18 protein-coding genes are annotated in these 17,931 nt (G+C 71.9%); 10 read left to right on the top strand and 8 right to left on the bottom strand.

From position 1 onward, the window contains the following. Positions 1 to 492: an inorganic diphosphatase gene (locus CP977_RS15765; protein ID WP_024758444.1), complete on the bottom strand. Its 492-nt coding sequence runs from the start codon at positions 490 to 492 to the stop codon at positions 1 to 3. Positions 493 to 594: 102 nt separating this feature from the next. On the opposite strand from CP977_RS15765, the gene dacB reads away from it, so the two are divergent. The 6 genes from dacB (at position 595) to folE (ending at position 8,160) form a co-directional block, all read left to right on the top strand. Next, entirely contained in the window at positions 595 to 2,049 is a 1,455-nt protein-coding gene (dacB, locus tag CP977_RS15760; protein WP_104860480.1) for a D-alanyl-D-alanine carboxypeptidase/D-alanyl-D-alanine endopeptidase, read from the top strand. 218 nt (positions 2,050 to 2,267) lie between these two features. Beyond that, a complete protein-coding gene (locus CP977_RS15755; protein ID WP_062754369.1) occupies positions 2,268 to 3,407 on the top strand; it encodes a zinc-dependent metalloprotease in 1,140 nt (379 codons plus the stop codon). Positions 3,408 to 3,615: 208 nt separating this feature from the next. Continuing rightward, the gene (tilS, locus tag CP977_RS15750) at positions 3,616 to 4,662 is read left to right on the top strand and encodes a tRNA lysidine(34) synthetase TilS (RefSeq protein WP_062754371.1); all 1,047 of its coding nucleotides are present in this window, start codon (positions 3,616 to 3,618) and stop codon (positions 4,660 to 4,662) included. A gap of 41 nt (positions 4,663 to 4,703) precedes the next feature. Beyond that, entirely contained in the window at positions 4,704 to 5,243 is a 540-nt protein-coding gene (gene hpt / locus CP977_RS15745) for a hypoxanthine phosphoribosyltransferase (protein ID WP_030219403.1), read from the top strand. Positions 5,244 to 5,426: 183 nt separating this feature from the next. Further along, positions 5,427 to 7,448, top strand: coding sequence for an ATP-dependent zinc metalloprotease FtsH (gene ftsH / locus CP977_RS15740; protein ID WP_062754373.1), 2,022 nt, complete (start codon positions 5,427 to 5,429; stop codon positions 7,446 to 7,448). 106 nt (positions 7,449 to 7,554) lie between these two features. Beyond that, positions 7,555 to 8,160, top strand: a complete 606-nt coding sequence (folE, locus tag CP977_RS15735; RefSeq protein WP_030219409.1) for a GTP cyclohydrolase I FolE — start codon at positions 7,555 to 7,557, stop codon at positions 8,158 to 8,160. Positions 8,161 to 8,182: 22 nt separating this feature from the next. Here folE and CP977_RS15730 read toward each other — a convergent pair whose 3' ends face one another. The 6 genes from CP977_RS15730 to CP977_RS15705 all read right to left on the bottom strand — a co-directional run bounded on the left by CP977_RS15730 (position 8,183) and on the right by CP977_RS15705 (position 13,011). Then, a complete protein-coding gene (locus CP977_RS15730) occupies positions 8,183 to 8,665 on the bottom strand; it encodes a DUF3180 domain-containing protein (RefSeq protein WP_062754375.1) in 483 nt (160 codons plus the stop codon). Positions 8,666 to 8,712: 47 nt separating this feature from the next. Beyond that, positions 8,713 to 9,312 (bottom strand): 2-amino-4-hydroxy-6-hydroxymethyldihydropteridine diphosphokinase, encoded by a 600-nt coding sequence (gene folK, locus CP977_RS15725; RefSeq protein ID WP_062754377.1) that lies wholly within the window; start codon positions 9,310 to 9,312, stop codon positions 8,713 to 8,715. Next, a complete protein-coding gene (folB, locus tag CP977_RS15720) occupies positions 9,309 to 9,668 on the bottom strand; it encodes a dihydroneopterin aldolase (protein WP_062754379.1) in 360 nt (119 codons plus the stop codon). Before folB ends, folK begins: the two co-directional genes overlap by 4 nt. 134 nt (positions 9,669 to 9,802) lie before the next feature. Next, on the bottom strand, positions 9,803 to 10,222 hold the full coding sequence (locus CP977_RS15715) for a nuclear transport factor 2 family protein (RefSeq protein WP_229991717.1): 420 nt from the start codon (positions 10,220 to 10,222) through the stop codon (positions 9,803 to 9,805). A gap of 56 nt (positions 10,223 to 10,278) precedes the next feature. Beyond that, the gene (gene folP, locus CP977_RS15710; RefSeq protein WP_062754381.1) at positions 10,279 to 11,139 is read right to left on the bottom strand and encodes a dihydropteroate synthase; all 861 of its coding nucleotides are present in this window, start codon (positions 11,137 to 11,139) and stop codon (positions 10,279 to 10,281) included. A gap of 27 nt (positions 11,140 to 11,166) precedes the next feature. After that, complete coding sequence (locus CP977_RS15705) at positions 11,167 to 13,011, bottom strand: phosphatidylglycerol lysyltransferase domain-containing protein (RefSeq protein WP_152370324.1); 1,845 nt, start codon at positions 13,009 to 13,011, stop codon at positions 11,167 to 11,169. 165 nt (positions 13,012 to 13,176) lie between these two features. Between CP977_RS15705 and CP977_RS15700 the strand changes: the two genes are divergently transcribed. After that, a complete protein-coding gene (locus CP977_RS15700; protein WP_062754383.1) occupies positions 13,177 to 14,289 on the top strand; it encodes an alpha/beta hydrolase in 1,113 nt (370 codons plus the stop codon). On the opposite strand, the gene CP977_RS15695 is transcribed toward CP977_RS15700, so the two are convergent. Then, complete coding sequence (locus tag CP977_RS15695; protein WP_152370323.1) at positions 14,276 to 15,265, bottom strand: ABC transporter ATP-binding protein; 990 nt, start codon at positions 15,263 to 15,265, stop codon at positions 14,276 to 14,278. The genes CP977_RS15700 and CP977_RS15695 overlap by 14 nt on opposite strands. Before the next feature lie 144 nt (positions 15,266 to 15,409). Between CP977_RS15695 and CP977_RS15690 the strand changes: the two genes are divergently transcribed. The 3 genes from CP977_RS15690 to CP977_RS15680 are packed head-to-tail and all read left to right on the top strand — an operon-like array spanning position 15,410 to position 17,808. After that, on the top strand, positions 15,410 to 16,096 hold the full coding sequence (locus tag CP977_RS15690; protein WP_062754387.1) for an ABC transporter permease: 687 nt from the start codon (positions 15,410 to 15,412) through the stop codon (positions 16,094 to 16,096). 1 nt (position 16,097) lies between these two features. After that, the gene (locus CP977_RS15685; protein WP_229991703.1) at positions 16,098 to 16,826 is read left to right on the top strand and encodes an ABC transporter permease; all 729 of its coding nucleotides are present in this window, start codon (positions 16,098 to 16,100) and stop codon (positions 16,824 to 16,826) included. Then, complete coding sequence (locus tag CP977_RS15680; RefSeq protein WP_152370322.1) at positions 16,819 to 17,808, top strand: ABC transporter substrate-binding protein; 990 nt, start codon at positions 16,819 to 16,821, stop codon at positions 17,806 to 17,808. Before CP977_RS15685 ends, CP977_RS15680 begins: the two co-directional genes overlap by 8 nt. The last annotated feature ends 123 nt before the right edge of the window (positions 17,809 to 17,931 follow it).

The raw sequence follows: 17,931 nt of genomic DNA, 5'->3' as shown, positions 1-17,931 counted from the left end.
TCAGTGGCCGCCCTGCTCCTTGGCCCGCGCGTACGACTTCTCGATCTCTTCCTCGGCCTCGGCGCGACCGACCCAGTCCGCGCCCTCGACCGACTTGCCCGGCTCCAGGTCCTTGTAGACCTCGAAGAAGTGCTGGATCTCCAGGCGGTCGAACTCCGCCACGTGGTGGATGTCCCGCAGGTGCTCCATGCGCGGGTCGGTGGCCGGGACGCACAGCAGCTTGTCGTCGCCGCCCGCCTCGTCCGTCATGCGGAACATGCCGATGGCGCGGCACTTGATCAGGCAGCCCGGGAACGTGGGCTCGTCCAGGATGACGAGCGCGTCCAGCGGGTCGCCGTCCTCGCCGAGGGTGTTCTCCACGTAGCCGTAGTCGGTCGGGTAGGCCGTCGACGTGAAGAGGCGACGGTCCAGACGGATGCGACCGGTCTCGTGGTCGACCTCGTACTTGTTCCGCGATCCCTTGGGGATCTCGATGAGAACGTCGAACTCCACGGGTGGCTCCTCCTGAATCAACACAAGTGAATGCTCGCGACACAGCGCGGTGGTTAAGTGTCCCTCACGCACGTGTGTGATCGCGAAAGGGGCTGGTCAGCAATGCCCGAGCCGAGGACCTGGCAGCTCACGGCGGGCTCCGCCGCCCTCGGTCTGGCCCTGGCCGCCGCGGCGGTGACCCTGGCCGGCCCGTGGGACTCCGGTCAGCGTACGGCCGAGCGGGCCCGCGCCGCCGCCCCCGCGGCGGGTGGCACACGTCACGCCCCGCCGCCCCCGGCCCCCGCCGCGCCCCACCGCCCCGCACCGGCCCCCAGCGCCCCCGGCGTCCTCGCCGCCCTGAACCCCGCCGCGCCCGCCGGGCCGTCCACCGGCCCCTCCGCCGGACCCGCCGACGCCGACCCCGGCAAGGGCCCCGCCGACCTCGCCGCCGTCCTCGGCCCCCTCCTCGCCGACCCCGGCCTCGGCCCCCTCCGCACCGCCTCCGTCGTCGACACCGCCACCGGGAAGCAGCTCTACGGCGAGGGCGCCACCACCCCCATGACCCCCGCCTCCACCGTCAAGATCGCCACCGCCGCGGCCGCCCTCTCCGCCCTCGGCCCCGACCACCGCATCCCCACCACCACGACCGCCGCCCCCGACGGGAAGACCGTCACCCTCACCGGCGGCGGCGACCCCACCCTCGACGACACGCGCCTCAAGGCCCTCGCCACCGACACCGCCCGCGCCCTCAGGGCCCGCGGCCACACCTCCGTACGCCTCGCCTACGACACGGGCCTCTACACCGGCCCCGCCGTCCACCCCATCGGCCCCAACGAGAACATCGCCCCCGTCACCGCCCTCATGACCCGCGCCGGACGCCTCGACACCAGCCCCAGCGGCCCCGCGCCCCGCAGCGCCGACCCCGCCCGCGACACCGCCACCGCCTTCGCCGCCCACCTCACCCGCGCCGGCGTCACGGTCACCGGCGACCCCGCCCCCGGCCCCACCCCGAAGGCCGCCCCCCTCGCCCGCACCCACTCCGCCCCCCTCGCCGACCTGGTCGAACGCACCCTCACCCACAGCGACAACGACCTCGCCGAAGCCCTCGCCCGGCAGACCGCCCTCGCCCACAAGCTCCCCGCGAGCTTCGACGGCGCCGGAAAGGCCGTCCGCGCCGAACTCGCCCGCCTCGGCCTCCCCGTCACCGGCACCCGCTTCGCCGACGGCAGCGGCCTCGACCGCAACGACCGCGTCTCCGCCGCCCTCCTCACCGGTCTCCTCACCCGCGCGGCCGACCCCGCCCGCCCCGCCCTGCGCCCCCTCCTCACCGGCCTCCCCGTCGGCGGCTTCACCGGCACCCTCGCCGACCGCTTCGACACCGCCCCCGCCGGAGCCGGCCTCGTCCGCGCCAAGACCGGCACCCTCACCGGCGTCAACACCCTCGCCGGCACCGTCGCCACCCCCGACGGACGCCTCCTCGCCTTCGCCTTCCTCGCCGGCCGCACCCCCTCCCCGTACCAGGCCCAGCCCGCCCTCGACCGCCTCTCCGCCGCCCTGACCGGACCCGACCACCCGTAGGGGCTGTCCGGCGGATCATGGCCGGGGCCGCGACGCCCGGCACGGCACCTCGCCGCGTTGCCGAAACGGCCCGACAGCTCCGCTGTCGAACCGCTCCGGCGCCTTGCGATGTACCGCACCGGACGCCGCGGCCCGTCCGACCCCGATCCGCCGGACAGCCCCAACCGGGTCCGTACCGAACACACACCGAACGCGCCCCGAGACCGTACGGTTGACACATGACGAGCATCGGTGGCGCAGGCACATCCGGGATGGTCGACTGGAACCTCGCGGTCGCGACCGCGACCCGCCTCGTACGGCCAGGACCCGACGTCGGCCGCGACGAGGCCCGCGCGGTCGTCGCCGAACTCCGCAGGCACGCCAAGGCCTCGGAAGAACACGTCCGCGCCTACACCCGGATGATCCCCGAGGGCCACGAACCCCCCGACACCCCCGTCCTCGTGGTCGACCGCGCCGGCTGGATCAAGGCCAACGTCGCCGGCTTCCGCGAACTCCTCACCCCCCTCCTCGGCAAGATGCAGGAACGCCGCTCCGCCGTCCCCGGCAGCGCCGTCCTCGGCGCCGTCGGCGGCAAGGTCACCGGCGTCGAACTCGGCATGCTCCTGTCCTTCCTCGCCTCCCGCATCCTCGGCCAGTACGAGACCTTCGCCCCCGCCACCCGCGACCTCCCCGCCGGAGCGAACGGCGCCGGACGCCTCCTCCTCGTCGCCCCCAACATCGTCCACGTCGAACGCGAACTGGAGGTCTCCCCGCACGACTTCCGCCTCTGGGTCTGCCTCCACGAGGAGACCCACCGCACCCAGTTCACCGCCGTCCCCTGGCTCCGCGACCACCTCCAGGGCGAAATCCAGACGTTCCTCGCCGCCACCGACGTCGACCCCGGGACCTTCGTCGAACGCCTCCGCGAAGCCGCCCAGACCCTCGCCGGCGGACGCCCCGAAGGAGAGGAGGGCGAACCCGCCCCCTCCCTGGTCGAACTCGTCCAGTCCCCCGAACAGCGCGAGATCCTCGGCCGCCTCACCGCCGTCATGTCCCTCCTCGAAGGCCACGCCGACTACGTCATGGACGGCGTCGGCCCCCAGGTCGTCCCCTCCGTCGCCGAGATCCGCGAGAAGTTCCAGGCCCGCCGCGCCCGCGGCGCCTCCCGCCTCGACCTCGCCCTCCGCAAGCTCCTCGGCCTCGACGCCAAGCTCCGCCAGTACCGCGACGGCGAACGCTTCGTCCGCGCCGTCGTCGACCAGGTCGGCATGGACGGCTTCAACCGCGTCTGGACCTCCCCCAACACGCTCCCCACCAAGAGCGAGATCGCCGCCCCCGCCGACTGGATCGCGAGGGTGCACCGTAAGGCAGACTCATGAGACGCATGGGGCGGACGGCACCAGAACGCCGGGCGACCCCCCGCCAATCACCCGTCCGAGGGACCCTGACCACGGGGTGAGGCGTGCAATGCTCGGGTAACGGCCGGGTTTCTGTCACCATCGACGCACTCTGAGTGACCGAACCCCCCATTCCGACCGTTAAGATTCCGACCGAGGCACCCCACCCCATTCACGAAGGGCACCGGACATGGGTCCCCATCCTGCGGTCGCGGCGATACGCCTGGCGGTCCGCCGCGTACTCCACGACGTCCTCACCGAACACCGGGCAGAGCAGCGAGCCGAGCACCGGAACACCCCTCCCCCCACCACGGCCGACCCGCACGCCCCCCTCGTGCTCGTCGCCTGCTCCGGAGGCGCCGACTCCATGGCGCTCGCCTCCGCCCTCGCCTTCGAAGCCCGCAAACTCCCCGTACGCGCCGGCGGCATCACCGTCGACCACGGCCTCCAGGAAGGCTCCGACACCCGGGCCGCCGAGGTCGCCGAACGCATGACCGCGCTCGGCCTCACCCCCTCCGAGGCCGTCGCCGTCACCGTCGGACGCGAAGGAGGACCCGAGGCCGCCGCCCGCGACGCCCGCTACGCCGCCCTCGACGCCGCCGCCGAACGCCACGGCGCCGCCGCCGTCCTCCTCGGCCACACCCGCGACGACCAGGCCGAGACCGTCCTCCTCGGCCTCGCCCGCGGCTCCGGAATCCGCTCCCTCTCCGGCATGGCCGCCGTCTCCGGCGCCACCCGCCGCTACCGGCGCCCCTTCCTCCAGCTCGACCGCCAGACCGTCCGCAAGGCCTGCGTCGCACAGGAACTCGCCGTCTGGGACGACCCCCACAACACCGACCCCGCCTACACCCGCTCCCGACTCCGCCACGAAGGCCTCCCCGCCCTGGAGAAGGCCCTCGGCAAAGGCGTCGTCGAAGCCCTCGCCCGCACGGCCCGGCTCTCCCGCGACGACGCCGACGCCCTCGACACCTGGGCCGCCGACGCCGAGACCGCCGTACGCGACGAGGCCGGCGCCCTCGAATGCGCCAAACTCTTCGGACTGCCCCCCGCCGTGCGCCGCCGCGTCCTGCGCCGCGCCGTCATCGCCGAGGGCGCCCCCGCCGGATCCCTCTTCGCCCGCCACATCGAGGAAGTCGACCGCCTCGTCACCGGCTGGCGCGGCCAGGGAGCCATCAACCTGCCCGGCCGCGTCGAAGCCCGCCGCCAGGGTGGCAGACTGGTCATCCGGCAAGGCTGACGCACGCTGCAACGAAAGTGACCCGGGTGAACGAGAAGGACATGGGCACCGACCTCCAGTCGGTGCTCATCACCAAGGAAGAGATCGACGCCAAGCTGACCGAGCTGGCCGCGAAGATCGACACGGAATACGCGGGCAAGGACCTGCTCATCGTCGGCGTCCTCAAGGGCGCCGTGATGGTGATGGCGGACCTGGCTCGCGCCCTGTCCACCCCCGTCACCATGGACTGGATGGCCGTCTCCTCCTACGGAGCCGGCACCCAGTCCTCCGGCGTCGTCCGCATCCTCAAGGACCTCGACACCGACATCAAGGGCAAGCACGTCCTGATCGTCGAGGACATCATCGACTCCGGCCTCACCCTGTCCTGGCTCCTGTCCAACCTCGGCTCGCGCGAACCCGCCTCCCTGGAGGTCTGCACCCTCCTGCGCAAGCCCGAGGCCGCCAAGGTCGCCATCGACGTCAAGTGGATCGGCTTCGACATCCCCAACGAGTTCGTCGTCGGCTACGGCCTCGACTACGCCGAGAAGTACCGGAACCTCCCCTTCGTCGGCACGCTCGCCCCGCACGTCTACGGCGGCTGAACCCACGGCCGTACGGGGAACCCGCACCGCCTTCCCTCCGTTGAACCACGGGAAGGCGGTCCCGGGCGACGATGCTGAGGTACCGTCCGAAGAACAGTTTTTTCACACCGCAGTACTCACAGCAGCTCTCACAGCAGCATTTTCCTACGGGCAGGAGGGACGGAGCGCTATCGCTCCGTATGGATGGACGTGAAGCGATACTTCCGTGGGCCGGTCATGTGGATCGTGCTGGCCGTCCTCGCCGTGGTCGTGCTGATGCAGGTCGTCGGCTCGTCCGAGGGCTACAAGACGGTGGACACCGGCAAGGTCGTCCAGGCGATCGACAAGAACCAGGTCAAGCAGGCAAAGATCACCACCGGCGACGAACAGCTCGTCAAGCTCGAGCTCGTCGACGGCCAGAAGATCGACAAGAGCGACAAGATCCAGGCCAGCTACATCGGCAGCCAGGGCGTCGCACTCGCCGACAAGCTCCAGGAGAAGTTCGAGGCCGGACAGATCGAGAAGGGCTACACCGTCTCCCCGACGAAGCAGTCGGCCCTCGTCTCGATCCTCCTCTCCCTCCTCCCCTTCGTCCTCATCGTGGTCGTCTTCCTCTTCCTGATGAACCAGATGCAGGGCGGCGGCTCCCGCGTCATGCAGTTCGGCAAGTCCAAGGCGAAGCTCATCACCAAGGACACCCCGAAGACCACCTTCGCCGACGTCGCCGGCTCGGACGAGGCCGTCGAGGAACTCCACGAGATCAAGGAATTCCTCCAGGAGCCCGCCAAGTTCCAGGCCGTCGGCGCCAAGATCCCCAAGGGCGTCCTGCTCTACGGCCCCCCCGGAACCGGCAAGACGCTCCTCGCGCGCGCCGTCGCCGGCGAGGCCGGGGTCCCGTTCTACTCGATCTCCGGCTCCGACTTCGTCGAGATGTTCGTCGGCGTCGGCGCCTCCCGGGTCCGCGACCTCTTCGAGCAGGCCAAGGCCAACGCGCCCGCCATCGTCTTCGTGGACGAGATCGACGCCGTCGGACGCCACCGCGGCGCCGGCCTCGGCGGCGGCCACGACGAGCGCGAGCAGACCCTCAACCAGCTCCTCGTGGAGATGGACGGCTTCGACGTCAAGGGCGGCGTCATCCTGATCGCCGCCACGAACCGCCCCGACATCCTCGACCCGGCCCTCCTGCGCCCCGGCCGCTTCGACCGGCAGATCGCCGTCGACCGCCCCGACATGCTGGGCCGCCTGGAGATCCTCAAGGTCCACCAGAAGGGCAAGCCGGTCGCCCCGGACGTCGACCTCGGCGCCGTCGCCCGACGCACCCCCGGCTTCACCGGCGCGGACCTCTCCAACGTCCTCAACGAGGCGGCGCTCCTCACCGCCCGCAGCGACCAGAAGCTCATCGACAACAAGGCGCTGGACGAGGCGATCGACCGCGTGGTCGCGGGCCCGCAGAAGCGGACCCGGATCATGTCGGACAAGGAGAAGAAGATCACCGCGTACCACGAGGGCGGCCACGCCCTGGTCGCGGCGGCCTCGCCGAACTCCGACCCCGTCCACAAGATCACCATCCTGTCCCGCGGCCGTGCCCTGGGCTACACGATGGTCCTGCCGGACGAGGACAAGTACTCGACCACCCGCAACGAGATGCTCGACCAGCTCGCCTACATGCTGGGCGGACGCGCCGCCGAGGAACTGGTCTTCCACGACCCGACCACCGGCGCCGCGAACGACATCGAGAAGGCCACCGCCACGGCCCGCGCGATGGTCACCCAGTACGGCATGACCGAGCGCCTCGGCGCGATCAAGTTCGGCGGCGACAACACCGAGCCCTTCCTCGGGCGCGAGATGGCGCACCAGCGCGACTACTCGGAAGAGGTCGCGGCGCTGGTCGACGAAGAGGTCAAGAAGCTCATCGAGACCGCCCACAACGAGGCCTGGGAGATCCTGGTCGAGAACCGAGACGTCCTCGACAACCTGGTCCTCGCCCTCCTGGAGAAGGAGACCCTGGGCAAGGAGGAGATCGCCGAGATCTTCGCCCCCATCGTGAAGCGCCCGGCCCGCCCGGCGTGGACCGGCTCCTCCCGCCGCACCCCCTCCACCCGCCCGCCGGTCCTCTCCCCCAAGGAGCTGGCCCTGACGAACACGGCGAACGGCTCGACCACCCAGGTCGACACCACCAAGGGCATCGACATCGCCCCGGTGGACCCGCCGTCCCCGGAGGACTGACCTCCCCGGTCGCCCGGCGGACCCGGAATGGATCCCGCGCCCCCACAGGTTTTAGCCTGTGGGGGCGCGGCCATTCGCGCACACAGGCATACGGAACGAGGCAAAGATGACCGACCCGGTGACGCTGGACGGCGAGGGCAGGATCGGCGACTTCGACGAGAAGCGCGCCGAGAACGCCGTACGAGAGCTCCTCATCGCGGTCGGCGAGGACCCGGACCGCGAGGGCCTGAGGGAAACGCCGGCGCGGGTGGCGCGGGCGTACAAGGAGATATTCGCGGGTCTGCGGCAGGAGCCCCAGGACGTCCTGACGACCACGTTCGACCTGGGTCACGACGAAATGGTGCTGGTCAAGGACATCGAGGTGTTTTCGACCTGTGAGCACCACCTTGTCCCGTTTCGTGGGGTTGCCCACGTCGGGTACATCCCGTCCACGTCGGGGAAGATCACCGGCCTGTCGAAACTGGCCCGTCTGGTCGACGTCTACGCCCGTCGTCCGCAGGTGCAGGAGCGGCTCACCACCCAGGTGGCCGACTCGCTGATGGAGATCCTGGAGCCGCGCGGGGTCATCGTGGTCTTCGAGTGCGAGCACATGTGCATGTCGATGCGCGGCATCCGCAAGCCCGGCGCCAAGACCATCACCTCGGCCGTCCGCGGTCAGCTGCGCGACCCCGCGACCCGTGCCGAGGCGATGAGCCTCATCATGGCGCGCTGAGCGCCACCACGGAGGAAAAGCCTCAGGCCCGGGCGCTGCCCGGGCCTTCGTCGTCGTCCTCCGGCAGCCTGCAGACGCGTTCCAGGAAGAGAGCGGCCGCGATGACGGCCAGGCCCGCCAGGACCGCGAGGGCCGCGTAGAGGGCCTGGTCGCGGCGGGCCGGGACGTCGAGGGAGCCGAGGAGGAAGACGCCCGTGCCGCCGTACATGCCGGCGACGAGGGCGGCGACCAGGGCGCTGGCCTGGCCGAAGACCACCGCGCGGGCCGCCATCAGGGGTTCGACGCCCTTGGCGCCGGGGCGGCGTTCCCGCTGGGCCCTGAGGCGGGCGCGGATCGAGAGGGCGGTCGCGGTGAGGACGACGGCGATCACGGCGAGGACGATCGGCGCGGCGACCGGCACGCTGGGGAGGGAGCCGACCGCGTCCCAGAGCCGGGCGCCGCCCCAGGAGAGGATGCCGGCCGCCAGGAACAGTCCGGCGAGCACCTTCAGCCGCAGTTGTTTCACCGGGTGTCCTTCGTGTGGTCGCGGGCGGTCTGCCACGAGCCTAACGACTACTCGGGCAGACGGAGTTCCAGGTCGGTACGGAGGGTGACGCCCTCGTCGCCGGCGGCGGAGAGGAGGGCGGCGACCGGGCCGTGGCCGGGGAGCTGGGCCTCGGGGTCCACGTCGTGCCAGGGGGCGAGGACGAAGGCGCGCTGGTGGGCGCGGGGGTGGGGCAGGGTGAGGACGGGGTCGTCGGAGACCACGTCCGCGTACGCGACGATGTCGACGTCGATGGTGCGGGGGCCCCAGCGCTCCTCGCGGACGCGGTGGAAGGCCTCCTCGACGGCGTGGGCGCGCTCCAGGAGGGAGGAGGGCGGCAGGGTCGTCTTCACGAGGGCGACGGCGTTGAAGTACGAGGGCTGGCTGCCGGGGTCGACGCCCCAGGGCTCGGTCTCGTAGACGGGGGAGACGGCCTTGACGCGGAGGCCGGGGGTGTCGGCGAGGGCGTCGACGGCGCCCTGGAGGGTCTCCAGGCGGTTGCCGAGGTTGGCGCCGAGGGCGAGGACGGCCCAGCGGGGGTTGGAGAGGGTGGTGTCGGCGGCGTCGACGGTCTCGACGACGGAGGCGGGTACGGGCTGGACGGTGGGGTCGCTGTGCGTCGCTTTCATCGTCGGCTCCGGGTGATCGTGATGGTGACGTCGTCGAAGGGCACGGTGATGGGCGCGTCCGGCTTGTGGACGACGACCTCCACCTCCTGTACCCCGGCATGGCGCAGGCACTGCTGGGCGATGCGTTCGGCGAGGGTTTCGATGAGGTCGACGGGCTCGCCCTGGACGACGTCGACGACCTCTTCGGCGACGATGCCGTAGTGGACGGTCTTGGAGAGGTCGTCCCCGGCGGCGGCGGGGCGGGTGTCCAGGCCGAGGGTCAGGTCCACGATGAAGGTCTGGCCCTCCTCGCGCTCCTTGGGGAAGACGCCGTGGTGGCCCCGGGCCTTGAGGCCGCGCAGCGCGACACGATCCACGCGAATCACTCCTGCTGTCGTAGTTCGGGTGGCCACGCAGCCGGGTGCGGACGGCCGGGTGTCCGGTGTCGAATCTACCCGCGAGGACCGACAGGGCGTGCCCGTGGGGGGCCGGGGGCGGGCGGAAGCGCAGGTCAGGAGGGTGGTTCGAGGTCGTCGGGGGCGGTTTCCGCGTTGTCCGGGCCGTCGTCTCCGGCGAGGACGGGGGAGGCGTGGTGGGACCAGAGGCGCCAGCCGTCGGGGGTGCGGCGGAAGACGTTGGTGGCGACGACGAGCTGTCCGACGAGGGGTCCGAGTTCGGCGCCGTCCTCGGCGGGGCCGCCGCTGAGGATGTTCTCGGTGCAGGTGACGAGGGCGGTGTCGGCGGCGAGGGAGATCTTGAGGTCGGTGAGGAAGAACTGGATGTACTCGGTGTTCGCCATGATCAGGGCGTACGAGCGGAGGACCTCGCCGCGGCCGGTGAGGACGGGCCAGCCGGGGTGGACGCAGGTGACGGGGGTGGCGTCGTCGTCGAGCCAGAGTCCGGAGACGGTGTCGAAGTCGCCGGTCTCCATGGCCTCGTAGAAGGCGGTGTTGGCGGCTTCGACGGCGGCCGCGTCGGTGGCGGGGGTCACCTGGCTCCTTCGACGGCGCGGGCGACCCGTACGGCGTCGGCGGTGGCCCGGACCTCGTGGACGCGGACGGCCCACGCGCCCGCGTGGGCGGCGAGGGCGGAGACGGCGGCGGTGGCGGCGTCGCGTTCGCGGGCGGGGGGCGGGGCGGCGCCCTCGCGGGCGAGGACGTGGCCGAGGAAGCGTTTGCGGGAGGCGGCGACGAGGAGGGGGCGGCCGAGGGCGCGCAGCTCGGGGAGGTGGGCGACGAGGGCGAGGTCGTGGGGGGCGAGTTTGGCGAAGCCGAGGCCGGGGTCGATCACGATGCGGTCGGGGTGGACGCCGCCGTCGACGACGGCTTCCATGCGGGTGCGGAGTTCGGTGACGACGTCGGCGACGACGTCGTCGTACACGGCGAGGCTGTTCATGTTCTCGCTGAAGCCGCGCCAGTGCATGACGACGAAGGGGACTTCGGCGGCGGCGACGGCGGGGACCATGGCGGGGTCGGCGAGGCCGCCGCTGACGTCGTTGACGAGGACGGCGCCGGCGTCGACGGCGCGGGCGGCGACGGCGGCGCGCATGGTGTCGACGGAGACGGTGACGCCTTCGGCGGCGAGGCCGCGGACGACGGGGACGACGCGGCGGAGTTCTTCCTCCTCGTCGACGCGGGTGGCGCCGGGGCGGGTGGACTCGCCGCCGACGTCGACCAGGTCGGCGCCTTCGGCGACGAGGTGGAGGCCGTGTTTGACGGCGGCCGTGGTGTCGAACCAGCGGCCGCCGTCGGAGAAGGAGTCGGGGGTCACGTTGACCACGCCCATGACCGCGCAGCGGTCCCACTCCGGCAGGCCCCGGGCCGTTCCCCGGTCGGTCGTCGTACTCATGGGTCCAGCGTAGGGCCCGGACAGGTCCTAGGCCGCGTGTGCTTTGTGCTCGGTGGGGGTGCGGGGGGTGAGGTGGGCGCAGGGGCGGGGGGCCGGGGTCGGGCGGCGGCGGGTGAAGGGGCGGGGGAGGGAGAGGTTCACGAAGCCTTCGGCCTGCAGGGCGGCGAGGCCGATGCGGGGCAGGTCGCGGGTGGTGCGGTAGACGACGAAGCGGGGTTCCCAGCGGGGCCGGAACTTGGCGTTGAACTTGTAGAGGGACTCGATCTGGAACCAGCGGGAGAGGAAGACGAGGAGTCCGCGCCAGAGGCGGAGGACGGGTCCGGCGCCGATCTTCTCGCCGCGGGCGAGGGCGGCGCGGAACATGGCGAAGTTGAGGGAGACGCGGGCGATGCCGAGGGCGGGGGAGGCCTGGAGGGCGGCGACGATGAGGAGCTCGTTCATGCCGGGGTCGGCGGAGCGGTCGCGGCGCATGAGTTCGAGGGACATGCCGTCGGGGCCCCAGGGGACGAAGTGGATGATCGCCTTGAGGTCGCCGTAGGGGGAGTCCGTGCCGGTGTCGTCCTCCTTGTGGGCGGTCGCTATGACGGCGTCGCCGTCGCCGGGGGCGCCGATGCGGCCGAGGGCCATGGAGAAGCCGCGTTCGGTGTCGGTGCCGCGCCAGTCGGCGGCGGCGCGGCGGATGCGCGCGAGTTCGGCGTCGTCGAGGTCGCGGACGCGGCGGACGCGGGTGGTGTAGCCGTTGCGTTCGATGCGTTTGACCATCTGGCGGACGTTGCGCATGGCCCGGCCGGAGAGGGAGAAGTCGGCGACGTCGACGATCGCCTCGTCGCCGAGTTCGAGGGCGTCGAGGCCGGTCTCGCGGGTCCAGACCTGGCCGCCGGTCTCGGAGCAGCCCATGACGGCGGGGGTCCAGGAGTGGATCTTGGCTTCGTCCATGAAGCGTTCGATGGCGCCGGGCCAGGCCTCGACGTCGCCGATGGGGTCGCCGCTGGCGAGCATGACGCCGGAGACGACGCGGTAGCAGACGGCGGCCTTGCCGCTGGGGGAGAAGACGACGCCCTTGTCGCGGCGGAGGGCGAAGTGGCCGAGGGAGTCGCGGCCGCCGTGCTGGTCGAGGAGGGCGCGCAGCCGGGTCTCGTCGTCGTCGGTGAGGCGGGCGGCGGGGTGCTCGGGGCGGAAGGCCAGGTAGATGGTGGTGAGGGCGGTGAGCATGCCGAGGGCGCCGAGGGAGTAGCCGACGGTCCAGTCGACGCCGTGGGTGTAGGCGACGGGGCCTTCGACGCCGAGGAGCCCGTACAGGACGTGTTCGAGGCGGTCGGTGAGGCTGGGGTCGCCGACGGTGCGGCGCGGGTGGGCGCTGACGATGACGAGGCCGAGGGCGAGGGAGCCGGCGCCCATGAGGATGAAGTTGGCGAGGGCGCGCCAGCGGCTGCGGGGGTCGGGGAGGGCGGCGAACTGGCCGCGGTGGCGCAGGAGGAGGGTGAGGAGGGCGAGGGAGAGGAGGACGCCGAGGATCGAGTGGCGCCAGACGAACTGGGCGGTGGCGCCGAGGGGGAGGAGGACGACGGCGGCGCGCCAGGCGCGGCGCTTGTGGCGCTTGAGGCCGTGGGCGAGGAGCAGGAGGAGGACGCCGGCGCTCAGGGAGAGGGCGGCGGAGAGGGGGCCGAGGGTGCCGGGGAGGACTTCGGCGAGGGCGTGGACGCGGCTGGCGCGGAAGCGGGGGAAGATTCCGGCGGCGATGTCGACGAGGCCGATGAGGGTGCAGGCGGTGCCGACGAGGGAGGGGACCTTCTCGGGCCGGGGGCCGCGGAGGATCCGGCGTACCCGAACCGGAACCGATCCTCTTTTGTCCCCATCTACCGTGACAGACATGGCTTCCCGTACTTCCCGTGGTCCTGCGCAGGGTCTTTGACTCCGGTCGGGCCCTGCGGCGCGTTCGGCGGGCCGTTCCGGCTGGTGCGCCTTCTAGGACGGCGCCGTACGGGGCCGGGTTCATCGGTTCACAGGAAATTCTCGGAAAGAAGGCTCGGTCGACTCATGGGTCTCACCAGTACCAAAGTCCTCGTGCTGGCGGTCGTGGCGGCCGTGGTGCTGTTCCTGGCCACGGTGCTGCTGTGGCCGCGGCTCGCGCGCGGCGGGTGGCGGTCGGTGGTGGGCAGGGTGGGCCTTCTGCTGCTGACCCAGGTGACGTTGTTCGCGGCGGTGGGTCTGGCGGCGAACCGGTCGTTCCTCTTCTACGGCTCGTGGGCGGACCTGTTCGGGCAGGAGCAGGACATGGGGGTGGTCGTGGACCACGGGGCCGGTTCGAAGGACCTGCGGGTGGTGGGGAAGCAGGCGGTGGACGTGCCGGGCGGCGGGCGTCCGGAGGTCGGCGGGCAGATCCAGAAGGTCGTGGTGGCGGGGGAGCGGTCGAGGATCGTCTCGCCGGCCTACGTGTATCTCCCGCCGGAGTACTTCCAGAAGGAGCACGCGGGGCGCACGTTCCCGGCGTCGGTGGTGCTCACGGGGTATCCGGGGACGGCGGAGAACCTGATCAAGGGGTTGAAGTACCCGAGGACGGCGTACGAGCAGGCGAAGCGGGGGCGGATGCAGCCGATGGTCCTGGTGATGCTGCGTCCGACGGTGGCGCCGCCGCGGGACACGGAGTGCGTGGACGTGCCGGGGGGTCCGCAGACGGAGACCTTCTTCGCGGAGGACCTGCCGAAGGCGGTGTCGGAGGCGTACCGGGTGGGGAAGGGGGCGCGGAGCTGGGGGTTCATGGGGAATTCGACGGGGGCGTACTGCGCGTTGAAGATCGCGCTGCACCATCCGGACCGGTTCGCGGCGGGGGCGGGTTTCTCGGCGTACTACCGGGCGGCGGAGGACGTGACGACCGGTGACCTGTTCCGGGGCGACGACCGGCTGCGCAAGCGGGCTGACCTGCTGTGGAGCCTGGACCACCTGCCGCAGGGGCGGTCGTCGTTCCTGGTGACGACGTCGCTGAAGGGCGAGGACAACCTGCGGGGGACGCGGGAGTTCGTCCGGAAGGTGAAGAGCCCGGCGGAGGTCTCGTCGATCACGCTGGAGAGCGGCGGGCACAACTTCAACACGTGGAACCGGGAGATTCCGCCGGGGCTCGTGTGGATGGGCGGGAAGCTCAGCGCGGGCTGACGTGCCCTTCCCGGGGGGTGGTGGCCCGGCGCAGGGCGCGGTGGACGCCGGCGGGGGTGAGGACGCCGAGGGGTTCGCCGTCGGGGCCGGTGACGGCGAGGCGGCCGGTGTCGTGCTGGAGGAGGACGGCGAGCGCGTCCTTGAGGGACGTGCCGAGGGGTACGGGGGCGGGGTCGCCGTCTCCGGGTCCTCCGGCCGGTACGGGGTCGAGGTCGGCCTCGGTGACGGGGGTGACGGCCAGGCGCTTGAGGCCGCGGTCGCTGCCGACGAAGTCCGCGACGTACGGGGTGGCGGGGGCGGCGAGGACGGTGGCGGGGGTGTCGAACTGCTCGATGCGGCCCTGTCCGTAGACGGCCATGCGGTCGCCCATGCGGACGGCCTCCTCGATGTCGTGGGTGACGAGGAGGACGGTCTTGCGGACGGTGGCCTGGAGGGCGAGGAACTCGTTCTGGAGGCGTTCGCGGACGACGGGGTCGACGGCGCCGAAGGGTTCGTCCATGAGGAGGACGGGCGGGTCGGCGGCGAGGGCGCGGGCGACGCCGACGCGCTGGCGCTGGCCGCCGGAGAGCTGGGCGGGGTAGCGGGGGCCGTAGGTGGCGGGGTCGAGGCCGACGAGGTCGAGGAGTTCGGCGGCACGCGCGCGTGCCGCGGCTTTCTTCCATCCCAGGAGGGAGGGGACGGTCGCGGTGTTGTCGAGGACGGTGCGGTGGGGGAAGAGGCCGACCTGCTGGATGACGTAGCCGATCTCGCGGCGCAGGGCGACCGGGTCGACGCCGGCGATGTCCTTCCCGTCGACGAGGACGCGGCCGGAGGTCGGTTCGACGAGCCGGTTGACCATCATCATCGTGGTCGTCTTGCCGCAGCCGGACGGGCCGACCAGGGTGACGAGTTCGCCCTCGGTGACCTCGAAGGAGAGGTCGTCCACGGCGGTGGTGCCGTCGTCGTACCGCTTGGTCACGTGTTCGAACCGGATCATGGTTCCCCATTCTGGGCCCTGGGCGGCGGGGGTGTGTGAAGGGCGTGTTGCCGCGTTGTGGCGACTCCGGGGGATTGTCGGTGGCAGGGGTTAGGGTCGTCCACACATGCGTTCGGGTGGGTGGAGAGCCCGGGGGGAGGGACTATGGGCGCGCCGAACTGTCTGGTCACGAACGACTGGATCTGCGGGGAGTACCTGCGCACCCGCCGCGGGGAGTTGACGGACGCGCTGCTCCAGCACGTGGGAATCACGGTCGCCTCGGTGCTGATCGCGCTCGTCGTCGCGGTGCCGCTGGCGCTGCTCGTGCGGGCCAGGCCCCGGTTCGCGGGCCCGGTCCTCGGACTGACCACGCTGCTCTACACGGTCCCGTCGCTGGCGATGTTCTCGCTGCTGCTGCCGTTCTTCGGGCTCTCGGCGGCGCTCGTGGTGACCGGTCTCGTGCTGTACGCCCTGACGATCCTCGTGCGGAACGCGCTGGCGGGCCTCGCGGCCGTGCCGGCCGAGACGCGGGAGGCGGCCCGGGGCATGGGGTACGGCTCGCTGCGGCTGCTGTGGGCGGTCGAACTGCCCCTCGCGCTGCCGGTCCTGATGGCCGGGGTGCGGATGGCGACGGTGTCCACGATCGCGCTGACGACGATCGGCTCGGTCGTCGGGCGCGGCGGCCTCGGCAATCTGATCGAGGACGCGCTGCCGACCTTCTTCAAGGCGCAGGTGCTCGCCGCCTCGGTGCTGTGCGTGCTGCTCGCCGTCGTCGCCGACCTGCTGCTCCTGGGCCTCCAGCGGCTCCTCACGCCCTGGGCCCGGATACGGACCGCGCCGGGGGGTGGGTGAGGTGGGGGTCGTGACGGACGCCTGGGGCTGGCTCACCACCGGCGCGCACTGGACGGGCGACGGCGGCATCGGACAGCGGCTCGCCGAGCACGTGTACGTGAGCGGGCTCGCGCTCCTGATCGCCTCGGCGCTCGCGCTGCCGCTCGGCCTGTGGCTGGGCCATCTGGGCCGGGGCGGGGCGCTCGCGGTGAACGTGTCGAACGTGGGACGGGCGGTGCCCGTCTTCGCGGTCCTCGCCCTGTTCATGGTGTCGCCGCTGCGGAACGCCGGTTACGTGCCGACCGTGGTGGCCCTGGTGCTGTTCGCGATGCCGCCGCTCCTCACCAACGCGTACGTGGGGGTGCGGGAGGTGGACCGGGCCGCGGTGCGGGCCGCCCGGGGCATGGGGATGACGGGCGGGCAGGTCTTCCTCCGGGTCGAACTGCCGCTCGCCCGGCCGGTGGTGACGACCGGCGTCCGCTCGGCCGCGGTGCAGGTGGTCGCCACGGCCACCGTCGCGGCGATGGTCGGCCAGGGCGGCCTCGGCCGGATCATCACGGCGGGGTTCGCCACGTACGACACGGGGCAGGTGGTCGCGGGCGCCGTGCTCGTGGCCCTGCTCGCCCTCCTGGTGGAGGGCGTGCTCGTGGGCGCGGACCGGCTCCTGCCGGGGCCGGGACGCGGTCCGGGCCGGGGGCACGCGCGCGTGCCGAAGAACAGAACGATCCGACGAAGCCGACTGGATGGGTGATCTCGTGAACAGGGTCTCGCGTGTCGCGGGCGCGCTGCTGGGCACGGCGGCGCTGACCGCCGCCCTCGCGGCGTGCGGCGGTGACAGCCTGGAGGACGGAAAGAACGAGGGCTCCGGGAGCTCCGGCGGCGGGTCGAAGGGCTCGCTGGTGGTCGGCGCGGCCGCCTTCACCGAGGCCAAGGTCCTCGCCGAGCTGTACGCACAGTCGCTGCGGGACGCCGGATACTCCGTCTCCATCACCACGGTGAAGAATCGCGAGCTGTACGAGCCCTCCCTGGAGAGCGGCGAGATCGACGTCGTCCCGGAATACGCGGCGACGATCGCGGAATTCCTCAACGCGAAGGTGAACGGGCCGAAGGCGCCCGAGGAGAAGCCGGTCGCCTCCGGTGACGCGGCGGCCACGGTCGAGGCGCTGCGGAAGCTCGCCGAGCCGCGCGGTCTGAAGGTCCTCGCGTTCGGAGAGGCGGTCGATCAGAACGCCTTCGCGGTGACCAAGGAATTCGCCGAGAAGAACAAGCTGACGACGCTTTCCGATCTCGGCGCGTCCAAGATCGAGGTGAAGATCGCCGCCGGTGACGAGTGCGCGGTGCGCCCCTTCTGCGCCCCCGGTCTGAAGAAGACGTACGGGATCGACGTGGCCGGGATCGACCCCAAGGGCGTCGGCACCCCGCAGGCCAAGCAGGCCGTGAAGGACGGGGTGGACCAGCTGGTCCTGACGACCACCACGGACGCCACGATCGAGAACTACGGCCTCGTCTTCCTCACCGACGACAAGAAGCTCCAGAACGCCGACAACGTCCTGCCCGTGGTCAACGCGAAGGACGCCGGTTCTCCCGAGATAGCCGCCGCCCTCGACAAGATCACCAAGGTGCTGACCACAGCGGATCTCGCCGAACTCAACCGCAGGGTGGATGCCGAGCGGGCGAAGCCGGAGGACGTCGCCAAGGAGTATCTGACGACGAAGGGGCTGCTCAAGAAGTAGGCGAAGCGCGGGGGGAGTCGGCCCGAAACGGAACCGGAACGGGCGATATCCACTTCCGGTGGCGAGAAGTGGCCAAGAGATTGCCGGGCCGACCCCCCACATGGCGCCTACGCACGGTAAATT

Origin of the sequence: Streptomyces cinereoruber (assembly GCF_009299385.1) — a bacterium.
In the GTDB taxonomy this organism is placed as follows: Bacteria; Actinomycetota; Actinomycetes; order Streptomycetales; family Streptomycetaceae; genus Streptomyces; species Streptomyces bikiniensis.
The sequence above is the reverse complement of the archived record's forward strand: the minus strand, read 5'-3'. Positions and strand labels throughout refer to the sequence as shown.